Origin of the sequence: Rhodococcus sp. 14-2483-1-2 (assembly GCF_002259405.1) — a bacterium.
Taxonomy (GTDB): Bacteria; Actinomycetota; Actinomycetes; order Mycobacteriales; family Mycobacteriaceae; genus Rhodococcoides.
Genome location: NZ_NPFW01000014.1, coordinates 180,931 through 203,788, shown reverse-complemented (window position 1 = coordinate 203,788; position 22,858 = coordinate 180,931). Strand labels below are relative to the sequence as shown.

Below are 22,858 nucleotides of genomic sequence, written 5' to 3'. Positions count from 1 at the left end.
CCTCAGGGAAGGTCCGCCCATGCGTCTGATCGTGGGGTACCAGGCAACACCGAGTGGAGCGGACGGAATCGCCCTGGGCGCAACGCTCGCGCGTTCGCTGCAGGCATCGCTGGACATCTGCCTGGTGCTGCCGCAGGAGCGTCCGGTGCCGTCCAAGGCGCCGGTCGAGGCCGCGTACGACGACATACTGATCGATCGGGCCACCGGCTGGCTCGACGAGGCACTCACGCTGGTACCCGAGGATGTGCAGGCACGCGCACACCTGTTGTTCGACGAGTCCTTCGCGCAGGGTCTGCTCGACGCGGCCAGGAGTGGAGCCTGCGGAACGACCGAGGGCGACGACGAGTCCGATGCGTACATGATCGTCGTCGGTGCGGCCGGCGACGGTCTGCTCGGACGCCATTCGATCGGTACCGTCACCAGCGATCTGCTGCACGTGGCGCATGTCCCGCTCGCGCTGGCTCCGCGGGGGTATCGGCATTCTCCGCCGCAGCGCATCAGGGAGATCACCTGCGCCATCGGAAACAGGCCGGGGGCAGCAGAACTGATCGAGGCAGCCACCGACCTGTCCGTCACCGCAGAGTTGCCGTTGCGCCTGCTCTCCCTCGTTTCCGCGGACGAGCAATCGGCGCAGGGACAGGGCGGTCTCGCCAAGGCCGAGGAGGTGCTGCGCACGGTGCAAGCGGAATTGCCCGCGGGATCGGACGTGCAGTTGAAGGTGGCGGAGGGCTCCGGCATCGAGAAGGCCGCTTCTTCGCTCGACTGGCACGACGGCGATGTGTTGATGGTGGGGTCGTCTCGACTCGCCCAGCCTCACCGTCTCTTCCTGGGATCGGTTGCCGCCAAGATGCTTCGGGTCGTTCCCGTTCCGATGATCGTTGTTCCGAGAGAGGCCGGCGATGAATGAGCACAAGGTAGTGGACGTCGAGTCCAAGGGCCTGTCCGCCGGCCAGCTCGGGTTGCTCGCAAGTGTGGTGCTGGGCATCTCGACCATTGCACCCGCGTACGCGCTCACCGCGTCGCTCGGGCCGACGGTCACCGAGGTCGGGGTCCATCTGCCCGCGATCTTCATCGTCGGCTTCATCCCGATGTTGTTGGTGGCGTTGGGCTATCGAGAGCTCAACGCAGCCGAACCCGACAGCGGAACGTCGTTCACGTGGGCGTCGAAGGCCTTCGGACCGTACGTCGGCTGGATGGGCGGGTGGGGCCTGATCGCGGCAACAATCATCGTGCTCTCGAACCTTGCCGGAGTGGCCGTCGACTTCTTCTATCTCTTTCTCGCCCAGGTCACCAGCAACGACTCCTTGGCCGACCTGACCGGGAACAAGCTCGTCAACATCGTCACGTGCCTGGTGTTCATGGCGTTGGCGGCGTGGCTCTGCTACCGCGGAATGCAGGAGACCAAGCGTGTCCAGTACACGATGCTCGGCTTCCAGCTGCTGGTGATGGCGTGGTTCATCGTGGCCGCGTTCGTCAAGGTCGGTGCGGGCGACGGGGCCGAGGACATCTCCTTCAGCCTGGACTGGTTCGACCCGTTCGGCATCCCGAGCTTTTCCGCGTTCACCGCGGGCCTGTCCCTGTCGATCTTCATGTACTGGGGTTGGGACGTCTGCCTGACGGTCAACGAGGAAACCTCGGGCAGCGCAAAGATTCCCGGCCGCGCAGCGCTGGTCACGGTGTTCTTCATCATCGTTCTGTACTTGCTCACCGCAGTGGCCACCCTGCTCTTCGCCGGCACCGGCGACACCGGAAACGGACTGCAGAATCCCGACACCACCGACAACGTGTTCGCCGCCCTCGCCGGGCCGGTGATGGGTCCGTTCGCGATCCTGCTGTCCCTGGCCGTGTTGAGCAGCTCCGCCAGTTCACTGCAGGCCACGTTCATCTCGCCGGCCCGCACGTTGCTCGCGATGGGTCACTACCAGGCCCTACCGAAGCGGTTCGCCTCCATCACACCGCGATTCAGCACACCGGGCTTCGCGACGCTCGTTGCAGGCGGGGCATCGGCCGGCTTCTACGCCGTGATGCGCGTGGTGAGCGACAACGTTCTCACCGACACGATCGCCGCGCTCGGCCTGATGATCTGCTTCTACTACGGCATCACTGCATTCGCCTGTGTCTGGTATTTCCGTGAAGAGTTGTTCACCAGCACCCGCAACTTCTTCTTCAAATTCCTCGCCCCGCTACTCGGTGGCGTCGGCATGGCCGTGGTGTTCGTGCAGACCTCGGTCGATGCCTGGGATCCCGAATTCGGCAGCGGCTCCTCGTTGTTCGGTATCGGCATGGTGTTCCTCATCGGCGTCGGCATCATCGTTCTCGGCATGGTCATCATGGCGGTGGTAGCACTGCGCAAGCCGGAGTTCTTCAAGGGCGACATTCTCCGCCGTGATACTCCGTCGCTGATCGTCGAGGACTGACGATCCCCCTGGCGATCGTCAGGGACGGGAGTGCTCGATGCCGCGCTCCTGCAGACCTTGCACGATCAGCTCGGTGACGCGCACCCAGGCGGGCCGGTCGGCCCACTGTGCCGCGAGCAGCGAGTTGGCTGTCGGGTCGTCGAGACCTCGCTCGAACGATCTTTCGAGGGCGTCACTGTCCCAGGCGTTCACCATCCACTCGACCGTGTCGTCCGCGAGCTGCTGGATCTGTGGGTCCTCGGGTTCGAGCTCGGCAGCTCGAAAGGAACGCACCATGAGTGCCAGATAGCCCGGGTCCATAAGCATGACGCCGCCGAACTCCTCCAGCCAGGGATCGAGCCTGGACCGGTAGACGGCATACGTCAGCACCCAGGCATCGCGATAGTGATCGACGACCTCGGAGTCGATGTCCGCTTCGCGCAGGTGCTCGATCAGGCCGACGATCACATCGGGAAGGACCAGCGCGTCACCGGCACGCAAGCGCCTGAGTCTGTCGCGATCCTTCTCCAGACGTTCGATCCTCTCGCTCAGGTCCGCGTCGATCTCGGCCAAGGCGAGGTCGAGTTATTCCTGCGAGGCGTCGAGTAGCTCGTGGACGCGGGCCAACGGCACACCGGCCGAGGCAAGAGCGACGACGCGTGAGAGCCGCAGGACGGCCTCCCCGTCGTAGAGGCGGTAGCCCGTTGTGTTGCGCTGCGGCTCGTCCAACAGGCCCTGCTGGTGGTAGAACCGCACGGTTCGGGTCGTCACTCCCACGTAGGTTGCCAGCTCACCGATGCGCAGCATGGCGACCATTCTGGCCGATCAACCGTCCACCCGGGCAGAGTGCGGCGGCGGTTCGGTCAGCTCGCGCGCACCCGGACTCAGAAGTGCGTAGGCGGCGACAGCTGTCCAACCGACTCCCATGACGACGGCTCCGAGACCGAGATCTCCGCCGACGAGCACCACCGACATCAGCCCCAACCCCATCGGACCGGCCACGAGCCCGCCCATGTTCAGCCAGCCGAGGACACGACCCCGGACGTCTGCGGGGACCTGTTCGGCCACGTAGACGTTCCAGATCGGACCGAACAGCCCGGATCCGAGACCCATCACGAGCATCCCCGCCGCGACGATCCAGAACCCGTGCAGCTGCGCGAACAGCCAGATACCGGCCGTCATCGCTGCCATTCCCGTCACGAATGTGGCCCGTCGTGATCTGGCGGCCAACACGACGAACAGGGCCGATCCCGCCAGAGCACCGACTGCGAACGCCGACATCGCCAAACCCAGCTGCCCGGGTTCGCCGATCGCGTTGAAGTGGCCGGGCAGCAGCAGACCGATCATCGGCGGGGTCACCAGGCTCGCGAGGAATGCGAAAATCAGCATCGCTCGCAACGCGGGCGTGGCACGGATCAGGTCCAGCGCACTCCCGGAGCCGGCCGTACCGGTCGTGAACGCCTGCCCCATGACCGGAACCAACGCAGTCAGCACCGCAGCGGCCGCCGACGAGGCGGCGGTGACGGCAACGACGTCGATCGGATCCAGCACGCTCAACAGCAGGCCCGCCAGAGCCGGTCCGGCCAGGAACGCCAGCGAGAATCCCGTCTGAAAGAACCCGGCCACCGTCGTGACCGACGTTCCCGAGATCGACGCGACGTCGGCGAGCATCGCCTGACGAGCCGTCATCCCCGGAACGTCGAAGACAGCGCCCGCAACTCCCAGCACCACGAACCACGGCACCGACAACCCCACCGTCGAACTCACCACGATCAGGCCGAGTACCGCTGTGGCGCTGCCGAGATCGGAGACGACGGCCACGTTGCGTGCCCCGAATCGGTCGACCAGCCGACCACCGGCGAACGTTGCCGGTACCGCAGCTATGCCCGCGGCCGCAGCGATCAGGCCTGCCGACGACAGGCTTCCGGTCGTGGCCAGCACCAACCAGGGCAGGACGATCGTGATGGCCGAGTTGCCGAACAGCGACAACGAAGCGCCACCGATGTACAGCGGGACAGCAAGACGGATGCGATTCATGACTCGATGATCGGCATTGACGCTGCGTCAAGGTCAAGATAAACCTGCCCGACGCAGCCCTCCGAATGCAGTGTGCCAGCGTCTCGAACTGCCGGAGTATGCAACTGCTCGGCACTTCCTGATTCGGAACGCGGGCGGCCCCGTTATCTTCTTTCCACCCTCGCCTGCGGGGATGGGTCGACTGCTCCGGTATGGCTTCGGCAGCCCGGACGGAACGCACGTCTACTCGGATGTTGCGCGGGAGCGACCAATCCAACCAGCGGTGGCGACTTCCGTTGTGCGGGTGGTCGTTGTGTCAGTCGGGAACAACGAACAGGTCGTTGCTGAATGATTCGTCGAGCACCACATTGCTGAGTTCTTCGGTGCGATAGGTGCTTTCAGCGCGTAGAGGGACGCCGGTGCGGGCGTCGAAAGCGACCGTGAGTGGCCCGCCCCAGAACCCGGGCGGGAAAACGAACTCCCACGCTCGTTTGCCGCTGACCTCGGTGGGCGTCGCCTGACTGGTGGGGTCGATGACGACGTGAAATGGTGTCTCCGGCTCCCAGCGACGGTGTATGGCCAGGAGGCCCTCGGGCCAGGTGATGGGGTTGAAGGGGCCGCGGTGCCAGTGGTCGACGTGGCTGACGACCGATAGCAGTCCGTGGGCGTCGATTTGGCGTGTGCCGTCGAAGGGCGAGTACCAGAACTCGACTTCGTGGCGTTCCTTGGCACGGCCTTGGGTTTCGGAGAGCACCATCGTTGCGTGAACAGTCGCTTCGGCCGTGGATCGGTAGAGCTGATGTACCTCACCCCAGGTTGCATGGTTCCCGAGGAGCGGGGTTCGTGGGGGCAGTTCGTGAGCGTGTGGGTCCTCCGGTTCGGCGGTGGTAGGCACCATTGCGACGGTGAACACGGCGGACCGGAGTAGTTCTTTGCTCACTTCGACCCCGGTGAGTCGTTCAGCGAGGGCAAAGGATCCCTCGATGTGGAAGAACTCGGTCCTGGTTCCGTGATAGTCGTCGAGATCGATGCCACCGACTTCGGTGATCAGTGCCAACACGGTCGCAGCTTCGGCGGGTGAGGCGGCCTGAGCGCGCTCGAGGTCCCCCGTGGGGATCATCGGCTCGAACGAGACCTTGCGCTGCCCATCACGCCACCACATGAACCGCGAGAGGGCGTTGACGTTGCTGAAATGGCTGACCACCTCGTGGTGCTTGGTCACGGGGCCGAAAAGCTTGTCATCGACGCCGAGGTAGTCACTGTTCTGCTGGATCAACAGCACCCGCCCCTTCCCGATGTCGGCAACGCCCACGGTCTGCACGGTCTGATCCGCGCTCGAGTCCGGTCGGACCAGCCCCAGCCTCTCGAACTCCATCGACCGTTGATTGAAGCCGGCATAGCCCACACCGGTGCGCCGCCTACCGACGGCGCCCAATGCATCCAGAACACCGACGGCGGTGGCATCACGGATCAAGCTCACGACATGTCCGTTGGATCGCCATCCGCCGAATTCTTCGTCTCTGAACCACAGGTAGTCCCGGTACGTAGTCGCCATCAATCCAGCATTGCAGAACCACCCCGCCACACTCGGCTTGCGACCGACACGAACGCCCACGGAGTTGCGAACAAGATTGAAGCACTCGAGCTCCCCCGCACCGCGCACCACCACCGGCGACCTCTGCTGCTCGTTCCCGACTAAGGCCAGTTGTGCTGACGAGCATCCTCTCTGTAGTAGAAGAACGCCGAACCGATGATCGGCAAAAGCCAAGCTGCCAGAATCGAAATCGCCGTACGCCGCGCGTTCAGAGGGGGCCCGGCAGCAGCAGACACATAGGCAGCAAGACCGAACACAGCAACACCAGAAGCAAACCGATACCCATCTTCACGAAGAATGCGTCAAATCCAGCGTCGCAGACGCCAGCGTTCACGCACTCACTGAAACCAGCTTCGGCCAGAAAAGAGCTCACAGCTTCAGGCTAGCCCGCGCACATGACTGCAGTTGCGAAGAAGATGGACGCACTCGAGTACGACAGCTGAATCCAGCTGAATCCAGCTGAGCTGCAGTTACTTCCAGAGAGTCAGCCGTCGAGCATGTCCGGGTGCCCGGGATCGAATCCGGCCAGCAGCGCTCGAAGCCCGTACTCGAAGGCATCCTCGGATCGCTCGCGCAGATCTCCAGCGGTGTCCAGTGCGGCTCTCAGTTCCGGTTCCACGTCGCGGCTGCTGAGCCACGGTGCCTCGGGAGCGGCCAGATCCAACGCCGAACCCAACACGTAACTGTCGAGCACAGTGATGATGCGGAGCACGTCTGCGGGTGCGAAGCCGGCGTCTGTCAGCACCCGCGCCAGCGTGTTGTACATCCCGAACGCAGCACTGCTGTTCACGGCCTGAGCCGTCAGCAGTGGAATCAGCCGCGGGTAGCGTCCATAGCTGTTTCGGTAGCCGCGCGCGATCCAGGCGAGCGCCTCACGCCACGGCACACCGACCTCCGGCATCTCCACCTCGGACATCGCCCGCCCCCGCAGCAACTCGACGATCTCGTCGCGTCCGGACACGTGGTTGTAGAGCGAGGACGGACTCACCTTCAGCTTCTTGGCCAGCTGAGGCATGGTGAATCCACCCGACTCTTCGACGAGAGTCAAGGCCGCCGTCGTGATGCGATCGAGGTCGAGCAGGGGTGCCGACGGTCGTCCCACAGCATTTCTCCCGTATCTGTTGCGTTCGAGGCAGACATCCACGATACTTAACGAATCACATTCGTTTTAACAGGAGATCAGCATGCTGACACTCACCAATCTCACCGCCCCCGAGGCCCTGACCCGCACCACCCCGACCGATCGCGCGCCGCTCCGCGTCGGACTGGTGCAGCATCGCTGGAACCCCGATGCCGCGGCACTGAAAGCCGAACTGCTCGCGGCCATCTCCACAGCCGCGGACCTCGGGGCGAAGGTCGTCTTCCTGCCCGAGATCACCCTGTTGCGCTACCCCGCCGACACCCGGGCCGGAGCCAACCCCGGTAGCGAAGCCGAGGAGTTGCTGACCGGGCCCACGTTCACGCTCGCCGCCGAGGCCGCAACCGCGAACGGCATCGTGGTCCATGCCTCGCTGTACGAGAAGTCCGAGGCAGCAGACGGATTGGGGTACAACACCGCCATCATGGTCTCACCGACAGGCGAACTGCTGGCGAGAACAAGAAAGCTGCACATCCCCATCTCGGCCGGCTATTACGAGGACACCTACTTCAGGGCCGGACCGGCCGAGGACCCGTATCCCGTGTACTCCCCGGCCGAACTCGACGGTGCCCGAGTAGGCCTGCCCACCTGCTGGGACGAGTGGTTCCCCGAGGTCGCGCGCAGTTACGCGCTGGGCGGCGCAGAGATTCTCGCGTATCCGACGGCCATCGGGTCCGAGCCGTCGTTCCCTGCCTTCGACACCCAACCGCTGTGGCAACACGTCATCGTCGGCCACGGCATCTCGAGCGGCCTGTTCATGGTGGTGCCCAATCGCTGCGGCGACGAAGGCGAGATCACCTTCTACGGCTCGTCGTTCATCTCCGATCCGTTCGGCCGCATCCTGGTTCAGGCACCCAGAGACGAATCGGCCGTCCTCGTCGCGGATCTCGACCTCGATCAGCGTCGAGAATGGTTGGAGCTCTTTCCGTTCCTGTTGACACGCAGACCCGACACGTACGGCCGCCTCACCGAGCCGGTGAACACCGACGCCCCGTACGGTGACGGACACCCCGCGACTCCGGTGATCAAATGACAACCACTGCAACGACGTTCACCATGCCGTCCGAGACCGCTCCGCAGGACAAGGTGTGGATGGCGTTCCCGTGCGAGGGGTACTCCCTCGGAGACGACCCGGAGGCGAAGCACGAGGCCCGCTCCACGTGGGCGGCCGTGGCGCACGCTGTTGCCGCGTTCGAGCCGGTGACCGTCGTCGTCGACCCCGCCGAACGCGCCGCGGCATCGACCTACCTCTCGCGCGACATCGACATCGTCGAAGCACCGCTGAACGACGCCTGGATGCGCGATATCGGTCCGACATTCGTTCATGCACAAGACGGTTCGGTCGCCGCCATCGATTGGATCTTCAACGGCTGGGGTGCACAGGACTGGGCGCAGTGGGACAAGGACAGCCGTATCGGCGAATTCGTCGCGAATCAGGCTGCAGTGCAGCGCATCACGTCGCCGATAGTGAACGAGGGCGGCGGCATCGCGGTCGACGGCACGGGCACGGTATTGGTGACCGAGACCGTGCAGCTCGACCCTGGCCGCAACCCCGGACTGTCGGAAGCCGACATCGAAGCGGAACTGGCACGAACCATCGGTGCGCAGCACGTCATCTGGCTGCCGCGCGGACTGACGCGCGATTCCATGCGTTTCGGTACCCGCGGACACGTCGACATCGTCGCGGCCATTCCGTCGCCGGGAACAGTGCTGGTGCATCGGCAACACGACCGGGCTCACCCCGACTACGAGGTCAGTTCACTGATCGTCGACACCTTGCGTGCCACCCACGACGGATCGGGTGAGAACTGGAACATCGTCGAGGTGCCGGCTCCGCGGACACTGCGTGATACCGACGGCTTCGTCGACTACAGCTACATCAATCATCTGGTCGTCAACGGCGGCGTGATCGCCTGCAGTTACGACGACCCGTCCGACGCCGACGCGGCAGCGATCCTGCGCGACGCGTACCCGGGCCGAGAGGTGGTGACCGTGGACGCGAGGCCACTGTTCGAGCGAGGCGGCGGGATCCACTGCATCACCCAGCACCAGCCTTCGGCGAGAAAGCTCGGCTGACAGTCGGGTACTACGAGCTGCGACGAACCTCGAGCTGCTCGCCGACGGTGACGGTGTGCGCCTCGGTCACGCAGTCCAGGCGTCCGTCGAGACGCAGTGAGACGTTGTATTCACCCTGCTTGAGGTTGAACGTGGTGATGGTGATGCTGGTGGCGTTCTCGTCCACGACCACACGCCGACTCAACGACAGCATCCCGTTGTGCAGAACTTCGCACATTTGCCCCGGCAGGACGTTGTCCACGTGAACCGTGATGGTCTTCGGTCCGCCGAGAGCCTCGATCGTGGGCTGCGGCGTGCTCGATCCGACGAGTCTAAGGTAACTCTTGTCTCTGCGCACGGCCTCGACTTCCCTGTTAGCGTGCTCCACCCGAAGGTGAACGTCCGACGTGGTCTCGTTATTGGTTCGTGGCGCGATGGAAGACGGATTGGTTTCACACATCGTCATCGGCCTCGACCCGAGCCTTCCTTTACATCGGGGGCGCAACCGTCCGCGTTACGAACCCGCCTCCGACCAGCCCACCCACAGCCGCAAACATCCAGGGAATCTCGATGTCATCGGTCAGAACATACCTCCCGTACCGCGGATCTGCGAGCAGACCGTTCGAACCGATATCTTTACGTATCTTTGCACCCTGTAAAACTCCGCGCTGCTGATTCGCGGCGCCAGAATCAGTCCGTCTCCTCGAAGCCCTGCAGTTCGGCCTTCTCGGCGGCGAGCTCGGCGTTGCGCACCCGGCGCTGCCTCAGCTTGACGATCACAATGGCCACGCAGGCACCTGCGACCGCACCGGTTGCCAGACCCACCCACGTCGCCAGACTGACGTCGCCGAACGTGCCGAACAGCCGAACGATTGCACCGAGACTGCCGACGAGATACAGGACAACGGCTATTGCGAGCCGTGGGCGGCGAAACTCTTGCGCCGAGTACACCTCTACGCCCCTGGATCGGGCATATCCCTGCACTACCGTCGACGCGACGATCAACGCGAACAGAATGCCCAACGCCACCCACGCCCCGGTGACACCCGCCACATAGGGCAGGATCGCGCCCGCGATCAACCCGATCCACAGCAGTGACTGGAATCCGACGGCCGAGGCCTCGTTCCAGATGTCACGTTGCAGCTCGTCGGCGTAGAACTCGTCGTCGAGGTCACCGACGAATCGGGCTGCTCTGACGAATGCGCTCATGATGAGGACTCTCCTTCGTCTCCGAACAGTGTTTCCACCGTCGTATCGAGTGCGCGCGCCAATCGCAGCGCCAGGTAGACGCTCGGCGCATAGTCGCCGCCTTCGACGGAGACGATGCTCTGACGACTCACCCCGCAGATGCTGCCGAGTTCGGCCTGGGTGATGCGTGCCAATTTGCGATGCGCGCGAACGTTGTTCGTTCCGGGCATACCCAAAAGTCAACTCTGCTTGTCATAAAATGTCAAGAGGAGTTGTCATCTCACGGCATTTACGTCCGCGTAACGCGGGAAACAGACTCGTGACCGCAGAACATACCGACGCAATAACTTCCCTTTACTGTTCGCAATCGCGAATACAACTCCGTATACAAAACCTCCGAAAGGGCCGTAGATGCCTGCTGTCTCGAAGCGCATGTCCTTCAAGCGCGTCATGGTCGTTCCCGCAGCGCTGGCTGCATTGAGCCTGGTAGCCACCGCGTGCGGAAGCAAGGCGAGCGACACCACCTCCGCCGATGGCGGCGGCGGTTCTGCCACCTCGTGTGTCGACACCTCCGGTGACACCATCAAGGTCGGCTCGCTCAACTCCCTGTCCGGCACCATGGCGATCAGCGAAGTGACGGTGCGTGATTCGATCGCGTTGGCCGTCGAGCAGATCAACGCAGCGGGCGGAGTCAACGGCAAGCAGATCGAGGTCGTCGCCGAGGACGGCGCGTCGGAGCCGACGGTGTTCGCCGAGAAGGCCGAGAAGCTGATCAGCAGCGACTGTGTCGCAGCGGTATTCGGCGGATGGACCTCGTCGAGCCGCAAGGCCATGCTGCCCGTGTTCGAGGACAACGACGCTCTCCTCTACTACCCCGTGCAGTACGAGGGACTCGAGGCGTCGGACAACATCTTCTACACCGGTGCCACCACCAATCAGCAGATCATCCCGGCCCTGGACTACCTCAAGGAACAGGGCGTCAAGTCGCTGTACCTCGTCGGTAGCGACTACGTCTTCCCGCAGACCGCCAACCGTGAGATCAAGGCCTACGCCGCCGCGAACGGCATCGAGATCAAGGGCGAGGATTACACCCCGCTCGGATCGACGGACTTCTCCACCATCGTCAACAAGGTGCGCTCGGCCGACGCCGACGCGGTGTTCAACACCCTCAACGGCGACTCGAACGTCGCGTTCTTCCGCGAGTACACCAACGCCGGCCTCAAAGCTGCTGACATGCCGGTCATCTCGGTCTCCATCGCCGAAGAGGAAGTCGCCGGCATCGGTGCGGCCAACATCGAGGGCCAGCTGACCGCCTGGAACTACTACCAGACCGTCGACAGCCCCGAGAACACCAAGTTCGTTGCCGACTACAAGGCGAAGTACGGTGCCGACAAGCCCACCTCGGACCCCATGGAAGCCGCCTACACCTCGGTCTACCTGTGGAAGAACACCGTCGAGAAGGCCGATTCCTTTGCCGTGGCGGACGTTCAGGCCGCGGCCGACGGAGTCAGCTTCGCCGCTCCCGAGGGCGAGGTCGTCATCGACGGCGACAACCACCACATCTCCAAGACCGCCCGCATCGGTGAGATCCGTGCCGACGGACTGATCTACACAGTGTGGGAGTCCCCCGAAGCGATTGCACCCGACCCGTTCCTCGAGACCTACGACTGGGCCGCAGACCTCAACTGACCACCTCCCATGTGAGTGGAACTTCGTAGCCTGCTACGAAGTTCCACTCACATGCTCCGAAGGAGCTCCTCTATGGACGTCGTGATCGGACAGTTGTTCACCGGCCTGTCGATCGGATCCATTCTTCTCCTCGCCGCCCTCGGGCTCTCACTGACGTTCGGTCAGATGGGCGTCATCAACATGGCGCACGGCGAGTTCATCATGGCCGGTTCGTACACGGCCTACGTGGTGCAGCAGATCGTCTCCACCGGCGGCGCATCACTGTTCATCTCTCTGATCGTCGGCTTCCTCGTCGGTGGTGCCATGGGAGTGTTGTTGGAGGTCACGCTGATTCAGCGCATGTACCACCGACCACTCGACACCCTGCTCGTGACGTTCGGCGTCGGACTCATCCTGCAGCAGCTCGCTCGCGACATCTTCGGAGCGCCGGCGGTCAACGTCGTGTCCCCGGGATGGCTGACCGGTGGCGTCGACATCCTCGGTGCCGTGGTGCCCAAGACCAGAATCTTCATCCTCGTCCTCGCGGTCGTCGCCGTTGTCGCGCTGTCGATCGCATTGAAGAAGACCGCGATGGGTCGACGCATCCGCGCGGTGGTCCAGAACCGCGATCTCGCGGAGACCTCGGGCATCTCGAGCCGCAGGACCGACATCTCGACGTTCTTCCTCGGCTCCGGTCTCGCCGGTGTCGCAGGCGTCGCGCTCACCCTGATCGGTTCCACCAGTTCCACTGTGGGACAGAGCTATCTGATCGACGCCTTCCTGGTGGTCGTCGTCGGCGGCCTCGGCCAGATCAAGGGTGCGGTCATCGCCGCCTTCGCTCTGGGAATCCTCAACTCGTTCATCGAGTACAGCACCACCGCGTCGATCGCCAAGGTCATCGTGTTCGTGCTCATCGTGATCTTCCTGCAGGCCCGCCCGCAGGGCTTGTTCGCCGTCAAGACAAGGAGCCTGGTATGAGCGAGTTCATCGCCAAGCGCGGCGCTCTACTGGGATTCGCGCTCGCCGCGATTCTGTTGTTCGCCGTCGCTCCGGCCGTCCTCAGCGACTTCCGGCTGAACCTGCTGGGCAAGTTCATCTGCTACGCCATCGTCGCCGTCGGAATCGGATTGGCATGGGGGCGTGGCGGAATGCTCACCCTCGGGCAGGGTGTCTTCTTCGGCATCGGTGCCTACATCATGGCCATGCACCTGAAGATCTCCGACGCCGATCTGCGTGGTGACGACGTACCGGACTTCATGTCGATCGCCGGAATTCGCGAACTGCCCTCGTACTGGGTGCCGTTCACCTCGCCGATCACCACGATCCTGGGCATCCTGTTCGTGCCGGCCCTGGTGGCACTGGTGCTCGGTCTCGGCGTGTTCAAGCGTCGAGTCAAGGGCGCGTACTTCGCGATCCTCAGCCAGGCACTCGCCGCCGCGTTCGCCATTCTGCTCATCGGGCAGCAGAGCACCGGTGGATCCAACGGTCTCAACAGGTTCCGTACGTTCTTCGGGTTCAACCTCAACGACCCTGCGAACAAGCAGATGCTGTTCTTCATCGCCGCAGGCGTACTGCTCGTCGTCGTCGCCATCACCCGCCAGCTGATGTACTCGCGCTACGGCGAGCTGTTGGTGGCGGTGCGCGATCAGGAGGAGCGGGTGCGGTTCCTCGGGTACGACCCCGCCAACGTCAAGATCGTGGCCTACGTGGCCGCCGCGTTCTTCGCGGGTCTCGCGGGCGCACTGTTCGTTCCGATCGTCGGCATCATCTCCCCCAACGACGTCGGCATCGTCCCGTCCATCGCGTTCCTCATCGGTGTCGCGATCGGCGGTCGCACCACCCTGCTCGGCCCGGTCCTCGGCGCGCTCGGCGTCGCCTGGGCCCAGACCACACTGTCCGAGCAGTTCCCGTCGGGCTGGACGTATGCGCAGGGTCTGCTGTTCGTGGTGGTCGTCGGGTTCTTCCCCGCCGGTATCGCGGGACTGTTCGCGCTGCGCAAACGAAAGAAGGAATCCGAACCGGTTCCCGAACCGAGCGAAGAGCCAGAGAAGGAACTGACGCGATGATCCATGTCGAAGGTCCGCAGCCCACGTTCGGCGGCAACGCCGGCATGTCGAGTCAGTACCTCGAAGTACGCGACCTGACAGTCAGTTTCGACGGTTTCAAGGCCAACACCAACGTCGATCTGACGCTGATGCAGGGCGATCTACGCTTTCTCATCGGACCCAACGGTGCCGGCAAGACCACGCTGATCGACGCCATCACCGGCCTCGTCCCGGCGACCGGCTCGGTCACCAAATCCGGAGTGGAACTGCTGGGCAAGAAGGTGCATCAGATCGCCCGCCTCGGCATCGGCCGAACCTTCCAGACCGCCAGCATCTTCGAGAATCTGACGGTGCTGCAGAACCTGGACATCGCCGCCGGATCCGGACGATCGGTGCTGACGATGTTGCGTCGTCGCGGATCGGTGCTGCCTGCCATCGAGGAGGCTCTCGAGACCATCGGTCTGACGGCCGAGCGTGACAAACCCGCGGGAATTCTCGCGCACGGTCAGAAGCAGTGGCTCGAGATCGGAATGCTGTTGGTGCAGAACGCCGATGTGCTTCTACTCGACGAGCCGGTCGCCGGAATGAGTCACGAGGAACGCGAGGAGACAGGTCAGCTGCTGCAACGCATCGGCGGTGAGCGGACCGTAGTGGTGGTGGAGCACGACATGGACTTCATGCGCATGTTCGCCACCTCGGTGACGGTGTTGGCTGCCGGACGCGTTCTGGCCGAGGGCACCGTGGCCGAGGTACAGGCCGATCCGAAGGTCCAAGAGGTCTATCTCGGCACCGCAGCGGCGGGCGAGGAACTCGAACAGATCGCAGAAGAAGGAGCCGGTCATGCTTGAACTGGTCGATGTGCGTACCGGTTACGGCCGCAGCGAGGTGATTCACGGTGCGTCGCTGACGGTTCCGGCCGACGGTGTGGCCGCGGTGATGGGACACAACGGCGCGGGCAAGACCACTCTGCTGCGAGCAGCGGTCGGATTGCTCAAGGTCAATTCCGGCAAGGTCATGTTCGACGGTGAGGACGTGAGCGCGTTGCGTCCCAGCGCCCGCGTCGCCCGCGGACTCGCGTACGTGCCCCAGGGTCAACAGTCGTTCGGCCAGTTGACCACGGCCGAGAATCTGCAGGTCGTCGCCGACGGCCGCAAGCGCGGTAAAGCTCTCGTCGACGAGGCACTCGATCTCTTTCCGGCGTTGAAGGAATTGCTCGGTCGCAGAGCGGGATTGCTCTCGGGCGGTCAGCGCCAGCAGCTCGCGATCGCGCGGGCACTGATCACCGAACCGCGGATGTTGATCCTGGACGAGCCGACCGAGGGCATCCAGCCGTCGGTCGTCGCCGAGATCGAACGCACCGTCATCGAACTCACCCGACGCGGAGGCCTCGGAGTGTTGTTGGTGGAACAGCACATCGGCTTCGCACTCGAGTCTGCGCAGAACTACTACATTCTCGAGGCCGGCCGCATCACGTCCACCGGCGTGGGCGGAGCCGAGTCCGAGGCGGACGTCCGCGCAGCCATGGCAATCTGACCGGACGCATCGTGCCGCGCAAGGACCTTCGCGAGAAGGTCTATTCGTCACTGCGCCGGGATCTGATCTCCGGTGCCATCAGCTCCACGGAACGGCTCGGCGAGGAGCGTCTCGCCGAGCTGTACGGTGTCTCGCGCACTCCGGTGCGCGAGGCACTGGCGCGGTTGCAGGCGGACGGCCTCGTCACCCGCGACGACGCCGGTCTCCACGCGTACCGCCCACGACTCGGCGAACTGCCCGATCTCTACGAGCTGCGGGCCACCCTCGAAGCCCGCGGCATCACTCGCTCGATGTCCCACCCGGTCGATCGGTCGTCGCTGTCGAACCTGTTGGACACCTGGATCGGCTTGCGTGCCGACCCTCCCGGGACTACCGACGATCTGGTGTCGCTCGACGAGAACTTCCACGTCACATTGTTGGCCGCGTCGGGTAATCCGGCTCTGACCGAGGCGCTGTGTACCGTCAACGCCAAGGTGCGTCCGGTTCGGATACTCGGCGGACTCGACGCCGCCGCCGTCGTCTCGGCGATCGATCAACACATCGACATCGTCGAACGCGTGCTCGCCGGGACCCTGGACTCGGCACTGGAACTGCTACTGGCTCACATCGATTCCTCACGCGATCGAGTGCTCGAGCGGGCCGAGCAAGCTGCGGCGCTGGCGGGAGCCGTCCGAATCTGACGCGTCAGGCACTACCCGAGAGAATCCGATCGATGTCGTCGAGCACGGTCTGCCCACCCATGGGCCCGACACCGGTGATCCAGTACGACAGATCCACCGCGTGTGGATTCGGCAGAACCGCCGCATTGGCGGTGATCGACGCCGGAATCGCTGCGGGGTCCGACGGGTCCGAGGCGGTGACGACGATCAGATCCGCGGCCGCCTGAGCCGCCAGCTCGGGCGAGAGGTCGACCGAGATCTCGTCGGCCCATTCCGGCCTCGGCGGAGTGGTGAAGCCTGCGCATTCGAGGGTGCTCCCGGCGAACGAGGACGGCCCGTACAGGGTCAGTTCGCCGGCGCGTGGACGAATCAATTGTGCTGTCTTGCCGGCGGTGTCGAATTTCTCGGCAATCTCGGCACACCGGTCGTCGTACGCGGTGAGCAGTTTCTCCGCGTCGTCCTCCCTGCCGAGGGTGCGTCCGACGAACCTGACGTTCTCGCGCCACGGATCGGATTGGGATGCCATGAACACCGTCGGCGCAATGGCGGTGAGTTGGTCGTAGTACTCGGCATGTCGAGTCTCCGTGCCCAGGATGAGATCCGGCTGCAGGGCCGCGATGTCCTCGATGGTCGGTTCGGCAACCGTACCGACCATCGCGATGTCCGCGGCTTCGGTACCGAGGTACGACGGCACGCCGCTCGCCTCGCTGAGCACTGCGGTGCCCACGGGCACGACGCCGAGGGCGACGGTGGTGTCGAGCTCGACCGGCTCGAGGGTGACGACGCGCAGCGGGGTCTCGGGAACGTCGACCGTTCCCCGGACGGTCTCGATCGATCGCGTCGCGCTGCCTGCGCTGTCGGAGACGGCGTCGGTGGACGAACACGCCGACGCAGTCACACCGAGGGCGGCGATGGTGAGGGCGAGGGCCATGATGCGGGCATTGGACTTCGTCAAGGGTCCTCCGAGGGGAAATTGTACAGAATGGAAAGGAGGTTAGCCTATCCTTCTGCGTCCCGGTGACGTCCGGCCGGGCAGTCGGTACGGTGTGGCTGTGACCACACCACGCATTCCGTCCGGAACCGCCAAAACCCTCGGGCCCATCAACTGGGTCATCTGCAAGGTGATCGCCAAAGGTGCTGGGGTGCCCAATCCTCACTTGTTCACCACCCTCGGGCGCACCGGTGGTCTCTACCGAGCCTGGCTGTTCTACAGCGGCCACCTGATGCCCGGCGGGAAGATCTCACGCAAGGAAACCGAAATGGTGATCCTGCGCGTGGCGCACCTCCGCGATTCCGCGTACGAGATGGACCACCACATCCGCCTCGGCAAGCGAGCGGGCATCGACCGGGATCTGCTCGAGCTGATCAAGACCGGACCCGACGCACCGGGACTGTCGACGCGGTATCGAACCATTCTGACCGCGGTCGACGAACTCATCGCCACCAAGATTCTCTCCGACGCGACCTGGAATCAACTGGCCACCCAGTTCGACGAGCGGCGACTCATCGAATTCGTCCTGCTGGCCACCCAATACGACGGCCTGGCAACCACTCTCGCGACCCTGCGGGTCGAGCGGGACTACGGCGACCGGCCACCACGCCCGTGAGCGAGTCGGCCGAGACCGCGCTGCACCGCGCGCTCGCCATGATCGAGCCGACGACGCTGCGCGGGCTGGCGCGCACCGACGGCGGCTACGTAGAGCTGCTGCCGGACGTGCCCGCACCGAACCCGTCGCCGGCCAGTATCGCGATGAACAATCGTGTGGTGGCAGCGATCTACGAAAGACTGTGGCGGCCGTTCGGGGTATCCATGATGGGCATCGCGGGCATGTCGATGGCGGCCGAGCGCGCCAAAGCCGTTGCCGACCTCAGATTGCACGGCCCCCAGCGCGTGCTCGACGTCGCCTGCGGCCCCGGCAACTTCACCAAGTTTCTCTCCGACGCTCTCACCGACGACGGCCTCGCCGTCGGGTTCGACATCTCCGAGGCGATGATCGCCCGTGCCGTGGCGGACAATCGAGGACCGCGTGCGGCGTACGTACGCGGAGACGCTGCCCACCTGCCGTATTCGGACGACACTTTCGACGCCGTATGCTGCTACGCCGCACTGTATCTCGTTCCGAAACCCATGACAGTGCTGGACGAGTTGATTCGCGTCGTCCGCCCGGGTGGACGCATCGCGATCATGACCAGCTGCGAGCCTCGTCCGGCCCCGCTGGGCACAGTCGTCGGCTTCGGAACCGGCCTGGCGGGCGTGCGGATGTTTCCGAAGAACCTGTTCGTCGACGTGTTCGAGGCATCGGGACTGACCGAGATTCAGCACGACGTCCGGGGACTGGCCCAGTTCGTCAGTGCCACGAAGCAGTAACGGGCAGAGACGAACCTATGAGCTGATGCTGCGCAGCTACTTCTTCACCCCGGCGCGTTTCTTTCCCGCTGACTGGCCGAGCCGACCGAGCGGAGCAAGAATGTCCTGATAGCGCGGACCGACGAGTCGCGGAATCAGATCGAACGCTCGGGCGTCGGGGCCGATCAGAACTCGCGGCTTGTTCCTTTCCACTCCCGCGAGGATCACCTTGGCGGCCCTCGTCGGTGTCGTCAGGGCGATCTGCTGGAAGCGACGCGAGGCCTCGTCAGGGGTCCCTAGGTCGTCCATTCCACGGGCGTTGGCCACGATGTTGGTCTTGATGCCGCCCGGATGCACGCACGTCACTCCTACGGGATGTCGAGCGATCTTCATTTCCTGACGCAACGCCTCGGTGAATCCCCGCACGGCGAATTTCGCGGAATTGTAGGCACTTTGACCAGGGATGCCCATCAGACCGAAGACACTCGAGACATTGACGAGGTGACCCTCGCCCGACTCGATCAATGCCGGCAGAAATGCCTTGGTTCCGTTGGCGACTCCCCAGAAGTCGATGTTCATGACCCACTCGAAATCGTCCCAGGTCATGTCGAGTACATCGGCACCCAACGCGACTCCGGCGTTGTTGGCGACGAAATTCACGCGTCCGAATTCGCTGAGCACTGCGTCGGCGTGCGCGTGGACCGCTGACCGGTCCGATACGTCCAGCTCGTACGTGACCGTGCGGGCTCCGATCTTCTCGCACAGAACGAGGGTCTCGCCGAGTCCTTCGCCGTCGATGTCGGAGAGCGCAAGCTGCGCTCCACGCTCCGCCAGATCGAGCGCGAGGGCGCGACCGATCCCCGAACCGGCACCGGATACGACGGCGACCTTGTTCTCGAAATTCTTCATATACGCACTTCTTCCACGTTCTCGCTGTCGGTTCCGGCTCCGGTCGGGAGCAGGAATTCGTACTGTGCCGGGTCGAACTTCCTTGTACGAAGCCAGTATTGCCAGGTGAATCCAGGCCAGACCGTCCGGTTGGCACCGTGCGAATCGAGGTACCAACTGGTGCATCCGCCCGTGCTCCACACGCCCTTGTTCAGCTTCGCCTGGATCTCGGCCGTGAATCGATCCTGCGTCTGTCGACGAACCGTGAGTCCGTCGGCAGCCCCCGACTCGACGAATTCGATCGCTCGCAGCGCGTACCCGATCTGTTGCTCGATCATGAACACCACGGAGTTGTGCCCGAGCCCGGTGTTGGGACCGAGCAGGAAGAACGCGTTGGGATATCCCGCGGCCACGATCCCCAGGTGAGTCTCGATTCCGTGTTGTTGCCAGTGCTGCACCAACTTCCGCCCACCGATACCGGCCACGTTCAGACCGTCGAACCCGTCGGTGACATGGAAGCCGGTCGCGTAGATGATGACGTCCACCTCGCGTTCGGTCCCATCCGCGGTGACGATCGACCGTTCGCGTACCTCCGCGATGGGGTCGGTGATCACATCCGCGTTGGGTCGAGTCAATGCCCGGTAGTAGGTGTTGGATCCGAGCAATCGCTTGCACCCGATGCGATAGCTCGGGGTCAGTTTCTTGCGCAGCTCCGGATCCGACACCTCCTTCTCGATGAATCTCCGCGCAGCTGCCTCGACGGGACGAAGGAGATTGGAATGCCCGTTGAGGCCTATCGCCAGAGACTCCGCAGACCAGTAGATCGAATTTCTGAACACCTTGCGCGCCACTGCCGATCGACGAAAGAGTCGTCGGAGAGCACTCGGGATGGCGAAATTCCGTCTCGGGAGCACCCACGCGGGAGATCGTTGGTACAGGTGCAGTTCGCCGACGGTCTCTGCGATCTGTGGAACGAACTGCACAGCGCTCGCCCCAGTTCCGATGACTGCCACTTTCTTGTCGGTCAGATCCACCTGGTGATCCCACCGCGCCGAGTGAAAGGCCGCACCCGTGAACGACTCGACGCCTGCGAGCTCCGGAGTGTTGGGAACGTGCAACGCTCCGATGCCGGAGACGATGAACTGGGCGACGTATTCGTCACCGTTCGTTGTCGTGATGTGCCATCGGTGTTCGCTCTCGTCCCAGTGACCACCGTCGCACTCGACCCCGAATCGGATGTTGTCGTCCAGGCGGTACTTGACCGAGAGTCGTTGTAGATAGCTCAGAATTTCCGGTTGGGCAGACCACATCTGCGACCACTCGGGATTGGGCTCGAACGAGTAGGAATACATGTGCGAGGGGACATCGCACGCGCAGCCCGGATAGGTGTTGTCTCGCCAGGTGCCCCCAACGGACTGCGCCTTCTCCAGAACGAGGAAGTCGTCGCGACCGCGGGTACGGAGCGAGATCGCCATCCCCAACCCGGAGAAGCCACTGCCGATGACCAGAACCCCGGTGTGATGGACGGTCATTGTCGACCCTCCGTTGACACGACTCCGGTCATTCTCCACAGCGCGGCGGTGATCGTCCCTTCGAGCAACCCGACCGAATCCAGGAAGGCGACGGTGTTCGACGCGTCCCGCCGCCTGATCGCTGCCCGGCGACGCCGCGAGGCGAGCACGCCTCGAACCGGGGACATGCCGATGGATCGATACACCTGGAACGAAACACCGAGACGAAGGATCACGTTGGCGAGTACCGCGAGGAGCAACCGGTTGAATGCTCGGGACAGTCTGTTCGACTTCTCCTGCGCTGCTACCACTTCCGATCGGGCGAATGCGAAGCGGTCGGCGCTCTCGAGTCGATGGATCTTCACCGCCTGTCGAACGTGGGGTTCGATTCCCGGTTCTGTCACCGCACCCTGCATCGACCGGGCGAAGGTCTCTTCGACCAGGAGGGTCGACGCATGCGAGGCGACACCGAGGGGCAGGAAACCCAGGAGCTTGACTGCCGTTGTCGTGCCCTTCGGGAGCCTGTAAGGCGGCACTTCCGAGGCCCGAACGAGCCGTCCGAAGGTGATGGTGGTTCGGGAACTACCCGCGACCTCTGCGAGAGCATTACGGGACGCCGGGCTGTTGAGCCCCTCTTCCGCCGCCCGCCGGAGCTGGTTGCCGGTCAACATCGCGGACAGATAGGACACGGTGCTCCATCTGCTCACTGCCTCGTGCAGGGCAAGCGTGCGCCGGTCCTGTTCGGTCAACTTGGTCCAGAGACGAGTTCCGTGCAACGTCACCGATTCACGGGGAAGCGCAAATTCGCCTGTCTGCCAGGGAGATTCCCAATCGATATCGACATGCGGATCGTACTGAACCGCCGACGAACGCGGGCTCATGCCAGATCGTCCGGCATCGCCCTGGTCATCTTCCACAGGCGACTGGTCACCACACCGTCGCACATGCCGGCATCGGCGAAGAAACGGATCATGGGTTCGGAGAAGAACTGCATGTTCGTCTTGTAGGTGGGACTCGCCATGGCGGTGACGATTCCGCGGATCGGGTTGATACCGATCGATCGGTACACCTTCGGGTTGATGAGGGCCAAGTACGTGAAGTTGGCGATCGACGCGAGGATCACGCGGTGGATGGCACGGTTGAACCGATTCGTGGCTGCCATCGCGCGCACCATTTCCTCGCGCGCGTAGGTGATGTGGCGCGACTCCTCGATGACGTGGATTCGCATCATCTGACGCAGGTGCGGTTGCATCTCGGGGTCGTACTGCGCCTCGCGCTGCGCCCGATCGAGTACCTCCTCGATGAGCAACACCCCGCCGTAGGTGGCGGGTCCGAGCGGCAGAAACTGCCCGATCTTGGCCATGAACGTTGCAGGCTTGGGCATCAAATACGGGGTGAGGCCGGTCTTCTCGATCAGCTTTCCGAACATGATGGAGTGCCGGGACTCCTCGCCGATCTCGGCTATCGAATACATCGAATGATCGGAGAACGTGCCTTTGCCGAACACCCGGAGCAGGTTCGCACTGAGCATGCCTTCGGCATAGATGCCGAACGAGAGAATACTGACGATCTCGTGGCGGCCCAGTTCGCGGCGCTGCTCTTCGGTCAGCTTGCCCCACAACCTGGTTCGGTACAGCGAGATTCTGTGCTCGGGCATCCAGCGCATACCGTCGACGACCGGGGCATCCCAATCGATGTCGGCCTCGCCGTCGTAGAACTTGTTGGCGGTCGACTTCAGCAGTCTTCGCGCCGTCTTCTCTCTCGGCCCGACAGTCCGCGCGCGCGAAGTCGACTGATCCTCGGTCATCAGCCGACTCGGC

General features: G+C 63.8%; 26 protein-coding genes. 12 read left to right on the top strand and 14 right to left on the bottom strand.

From position 1 onward, the window contains the following. Positions 1-19 precede the first annotated feature (19 nt). Both CH295_RS14450 and CH295_RS14445 read left to right on the top strand, forming a co-directional pair. Positions 20-907 (top strand): universal stress protein, encoded by an 888-nt coding sequence (locus CH295_RS14450; RefSeq protein WP_037186849.1) that lies wholly within the window; start codon positions 20-22, stop codon positions 905-907. Beyond that, positions 900-2,417 carry an APC family permease gene (locus CH295_RS14445; protein WP_037186847.1) on the top strand — a complete coding sequence of 506 codons (1,518 nt, stop codon included), beginning with the start codon at positions 900-902 and terminating at the stop codon, positions 2,415-2,417. Before CH295_RS14450 ends, CH295_RS14445 begins: the two co-directional genes overlap by 8 nt. An 18-nt stretch (positions 2,418-2,435) precedes the next feature. Here the strand turns inward: CH295_RS14445 and CH295_RS14440 are convergent, their stop codons facing one another. The 6 genes from CH295_RS14440 to CH295_RS14420 form a co-directional block, all read right to left on the bottom strand. Further along, a complete protein-coding gene (locus tag CH295_RS14440; RefSeq protein WP_141217025.1) occupies positions 2,436-2,897 on the bottom strand; it encodes a hypothetical protein in 462 nt (153 codons plus the stop codon). An 84-nt stretch (positions 2,898-2,981) separates the two neighbouring features. Beyond that, on the bottom strand, positions 2,982-3,203 hold the full coding sequence (locus CH295_RS14435; RefSeq protein WP_170945907.1) for a MerR family transcriptional regulator: 222 nt from the start codon (positions 3,201-3,203) through the stop codon (positions 2,982-2,984). 18 nt (positions 3,204-3,221) lie between these two features. Then, positions 3,222-4,433 (bottom strand): MFS transporter, encoded by a 1,212-nt coding sequence (locus tag CH295_RS14430; RefSeq protein WP_094741093.1) that lies wholly within the window; start codon positions 4,431-4,433, stop codon positions 3,222-3,224. 295 nt (positions 4,434-4,728) lie between these two features. Further along, positions 4,729-5,967, bottom strand: a complete 1,239-nt coding sequence (locus CH295_RS14425; RefSeq protein ID WP_094741192.1) for a DUF6461 domain-containing protein — start codon at positions 5,965-5,967, stop codon at positions 4,729-4,731. Between the two features lie 247 nt (positions 5,968-6,214). Then, positions 6,215-6,379, bottom strand: coding sequence for a hypothetical protein (locus CH295_RS27795; protein WP_170945906.1), 165 nt, complete (start codon positions 6,377-6,379; stop codon positions 6,215-6,217). Positions 6,380-6,490: 111 nt separating this feature from the next. Beyond that, on the bottom strand, positions 6,491-7,108 hold the full coding sequence (locus tag CH295_RS14420) for a TetR/AcrR family transcriptional regulator C-terminal domain-containing protein (protein WP_252342043.1): 618 nt from the start codon (positions 7,106-7,108) through the stop codon (positions 6,491-6,493). Positions 7,109-7,190: 82 nt separating this feature from the next. On the opposite strand from CH295_RS14420, the gene CH295_RS14415 reads away from it, so the two are divergent. Both CH295_RS14415 and CH295_RS14410 read left to right on the top strand, forming a co-directional pair. Next, a complete protein-coding gene (locus CH295_RS14415) occupies positions 7,191-8,177 on the top strand; it encodes a nitrilase-related carbon-nitrogen hydrolase (protein WP_094741092.1) in 987 nt (328 codons plus the stop codon). After that, the gene (locus CH295_RS14410; RefSeq protein ID WP_170945905.1) at positions 8,174-9,220 is read left to right on the top strand and encodes an agmatine deiminase family protein; all 1,047 of its coding nucleotides are present in this window, start codon (positions 8,174-8,176) and stop codon (positions 9,218-9,220) included. The genes CH295_RS14415 and CH295_RS14410 overlap by 4 nt, the downstream gene beginning before the upstream one ends. Positions 9,221-9,230: 10 nt before the next feature. Here CH295_RS14410 and CH295_RS14405 read toward each other — a convergent pair whose 3' ends face one another. The 3 genes from CH295_RS14405 to CH295_RS14395 all read right to left on the bottom strand — a co-directional run bounded on the left by CH295_RS14405 (position 9,231) and on the right by CH295_RS14395 (position 10,617). Beyond that, positions 9,231-9,557 (bottom strand): hypothetical protein, encoded by a 327-nt coding sequence (locus CH295_RS14405; RefSeq protein ID WP_141216732.1) that lies wholly within the window; start codon positions 9,555-9,557, stop codon positions 9,231-9,233. 332 nt (positions 9,558-9,889) lie between these two features. Next, complete coding sequence (locus tag CH295_RS14400; protein WP_094741091.1) at positions 9,890-10,408, bottom strand: hypothetical protein; 519 nt, start codon at positions 10,406-10,408, stop codon at positions 9,890-9,892. After that, a complete protein-coding gene (locus tag CH295_RS14395) occupies positions 10,405-10,617 on the bottom strand; it encodes a helix-turn-helix transcriptional regulator (protein WP_094632665.1) in 213 nt (70 codons plus the stop codon). The genes CH295_RS14400 and CH295_RS14395 overlap by 4 nt, the downstream gene beginning before the upstream one ends. A 181-nt stretch (positions 10,618-10,798) precedes the next feature. On the opposite strand from CH295_RS14395, the gene urtA reads away from it, so the two are divergent. The 6 genes from urtA to CH295_RS14365 all read left to right on the top strand — a co-directional run bounded on the left by urtA (position 10,799) and on the right by CH295_RS14365 (position 16,313). After that, positions 10,799-12,076 (top strand): urea ABC transporter substrate-binding protein, encoded by a 1,278-nt coding sequence (gene urtA / locus CH295_RS14390; RefSeq protein WP_037186830.1) that lies wholly within the window; start codon positions 10,799-10,801, stop codon positions 12,074-12,076. A gap of 72 nt (positions 12,077-12,148) precedes the next feature. Next, a complete protein-coding gene (gene urtB, locus CH295_RS14385; protein ID WP_037186827.1) occupies positions 12,149-13,033 on the top strand; it encodes an urea ABC transporter permease subunit UrtB in 885 nt (294 codons plus the stop codon). Further along, positions 13,030-14,121: an urea ABC transporter permease subunit UrtC gene (urtC, locus tag CH295_RS14380; RefSeq protein WP_037186825.1), complete on the top strand. Its 1,092-nt coding sequence runs from the start codon at positions 13,030-13,032 to the stop codon at positions 14,119-14,121. The genes urtB and urtC overlap by 4 nt, the downstream gene beginning before the upstream one ends. Next, a complete protein-coding gene (gene urtD / locus CH295_RS14375) occupies positions 14,118-14,948 on the top strand; it encodes an urea ABC transporter ATP-binding protein UrtD (RefSeq protein ID WP_037186823.1) in 831 nt (276 codons plus the stop codon). Before urtC ends, urtD begins: the two co-directional genes overlap by 4 nt. After that, positions 14,941-15,633 carry an urea ABC transporter ATP-binding subunit UrtE gene (gene urtE / locus CH295_RS14370; protein ID WP_037186821.1) on the top strand — a complete coding sequence of 231 codons (693 nt, stop codon included), beginning with the start codon at positions 14,941-14,943 and terminating at the stop codon, positions 15,631-15,633. The genes urtD and urtE overlap by 8 nt, the downstream gene beginning before the upstream one ends. An 11-nt stretch (positions 15,634-15,644) precedes the next feature. Continuing rightward, positions 15,645-16,313, top strand: a complete 669-nt coding sequence (locus tag CH295_RS14365) for a GntR family transcriptional regulator (RefSeq protein WP_094632663.1) — start codon at positions 15,645-15,647, stop codon at positions 16,311-16,313. Between the two features lie 4 nt (positions 16,314-16,317). On the opposite strand, the gene CH295_RS14360 is transcribed toward CH295_RS14365, so the two are convergent. Then, positions 16,318-17,223, bottom strand: a complete 906-nt coding sequence (locus tag CH295_RS14360) for an iron-siderophore ABC transporter substrate-binding protein (protein ID WP_170945922.1) — start codon at positions 17,221-17,223, stop codon at positions 16,318-16,320. Positions 17,224-17,338: 115 nt separating this feature from the next. On the opposite strand from CH295_RS14360, the gene CH295_RS14355 reads away from it, so the two are divergent. Together CH295_RS14355 and CH295_RS14350 are read left to right on the top strand one after the other, a co-directional pair. Beyond that, the gene (locus CH295_RS14355; RefSeq protein ID WP_094632661.1) at positions 17,339-17,899 is read left to right on the top strand and encodes a carboxymuconolactone decarboxylase family protein; all 561 of its coding nucleotides are present in this window, start codon (positions 17,339-17,341) and stop codon (positions 17,897-17,899) included. Continuing rightward, positions 17,896-18,660, top strand: coding sequence for a class I SAM-dependent methyltransferase (locus CH295_RS14350; protein ID WP_252342042.1), 765 nt, complete (start codon positions 17,896-17,898; stop codon positions 18,658-18,660). Before CH295_RS14355 ends, CH295_RS14350 begins: the two co-directional genes overlap by 4 nt. 36 nt (positions 18,661-18,696) lie before the next feature. On the opposite strand, the gene CH295_RS14345 is transcribed toward CH295_RS14350, so the two are convergent. Genes CH295_RS14345 through CH295_RS14330 form a run of 4 tightly spaced genes read right to left on the bottom strand, consistent with a single transcriptional unit; the run spans position 18,697 to position 22,845 of the window. Further along, a complete protein-coding gene (locus CH295_RS14345) occupies positions 18,697-19,548 on the bottom strand; it encodes an SDR family NAD(P)-dependent oxidoreductase (protein WP_094632660.1) in 852 nt (283 codons plus the stop codon). Next, positions 19,545-21,059 (bottom strand): flavin-containing monooxygenase, encoded by a 1,515-nt coding sequence (locus CH295_RS14340; protein WP_094632659.1) that lies wholly within the window; start codon positions 21,057-21,059, stop codon positions 19,545-19,547. The genes CH295_RS14345 and CH295_RS14340 overlap by 4 nt, the downstream gene beginning before the upstream one ends. Beyond that, positions 21,056-21,919, bottom strand: a complete 864-nt coding sequence (locus tag CH295_RS14335; protein WP_094632658.1) for a diiron oxygenase — start codon at positions 21,917-21,919, stop codon at positions 21,056-21,058. Before CH295_RS14335 ends, CH295_RS14340 begins: the two co-directional genes overlap by 4 nt. After that, positions 21,916-22,845 carry an AurF N-oxygenase family protein gene (locus CH295_RS14330; RefSeq protein WP_094741189.1) on the bottom strand — a complete coding sequence of 310 codons (930 nt, stop codon included), beginning with the start codon at positions 22,843-22,845 and terminating at the stop codon, positions 21,916-21,918. Before CH295_RS14330 ends, CH295_RS14335 begins: the two co-directional genes overlap by 4 nt. Between the last annotated feature and the right edge of the window lie 13 nt (positions 22,846-22,858).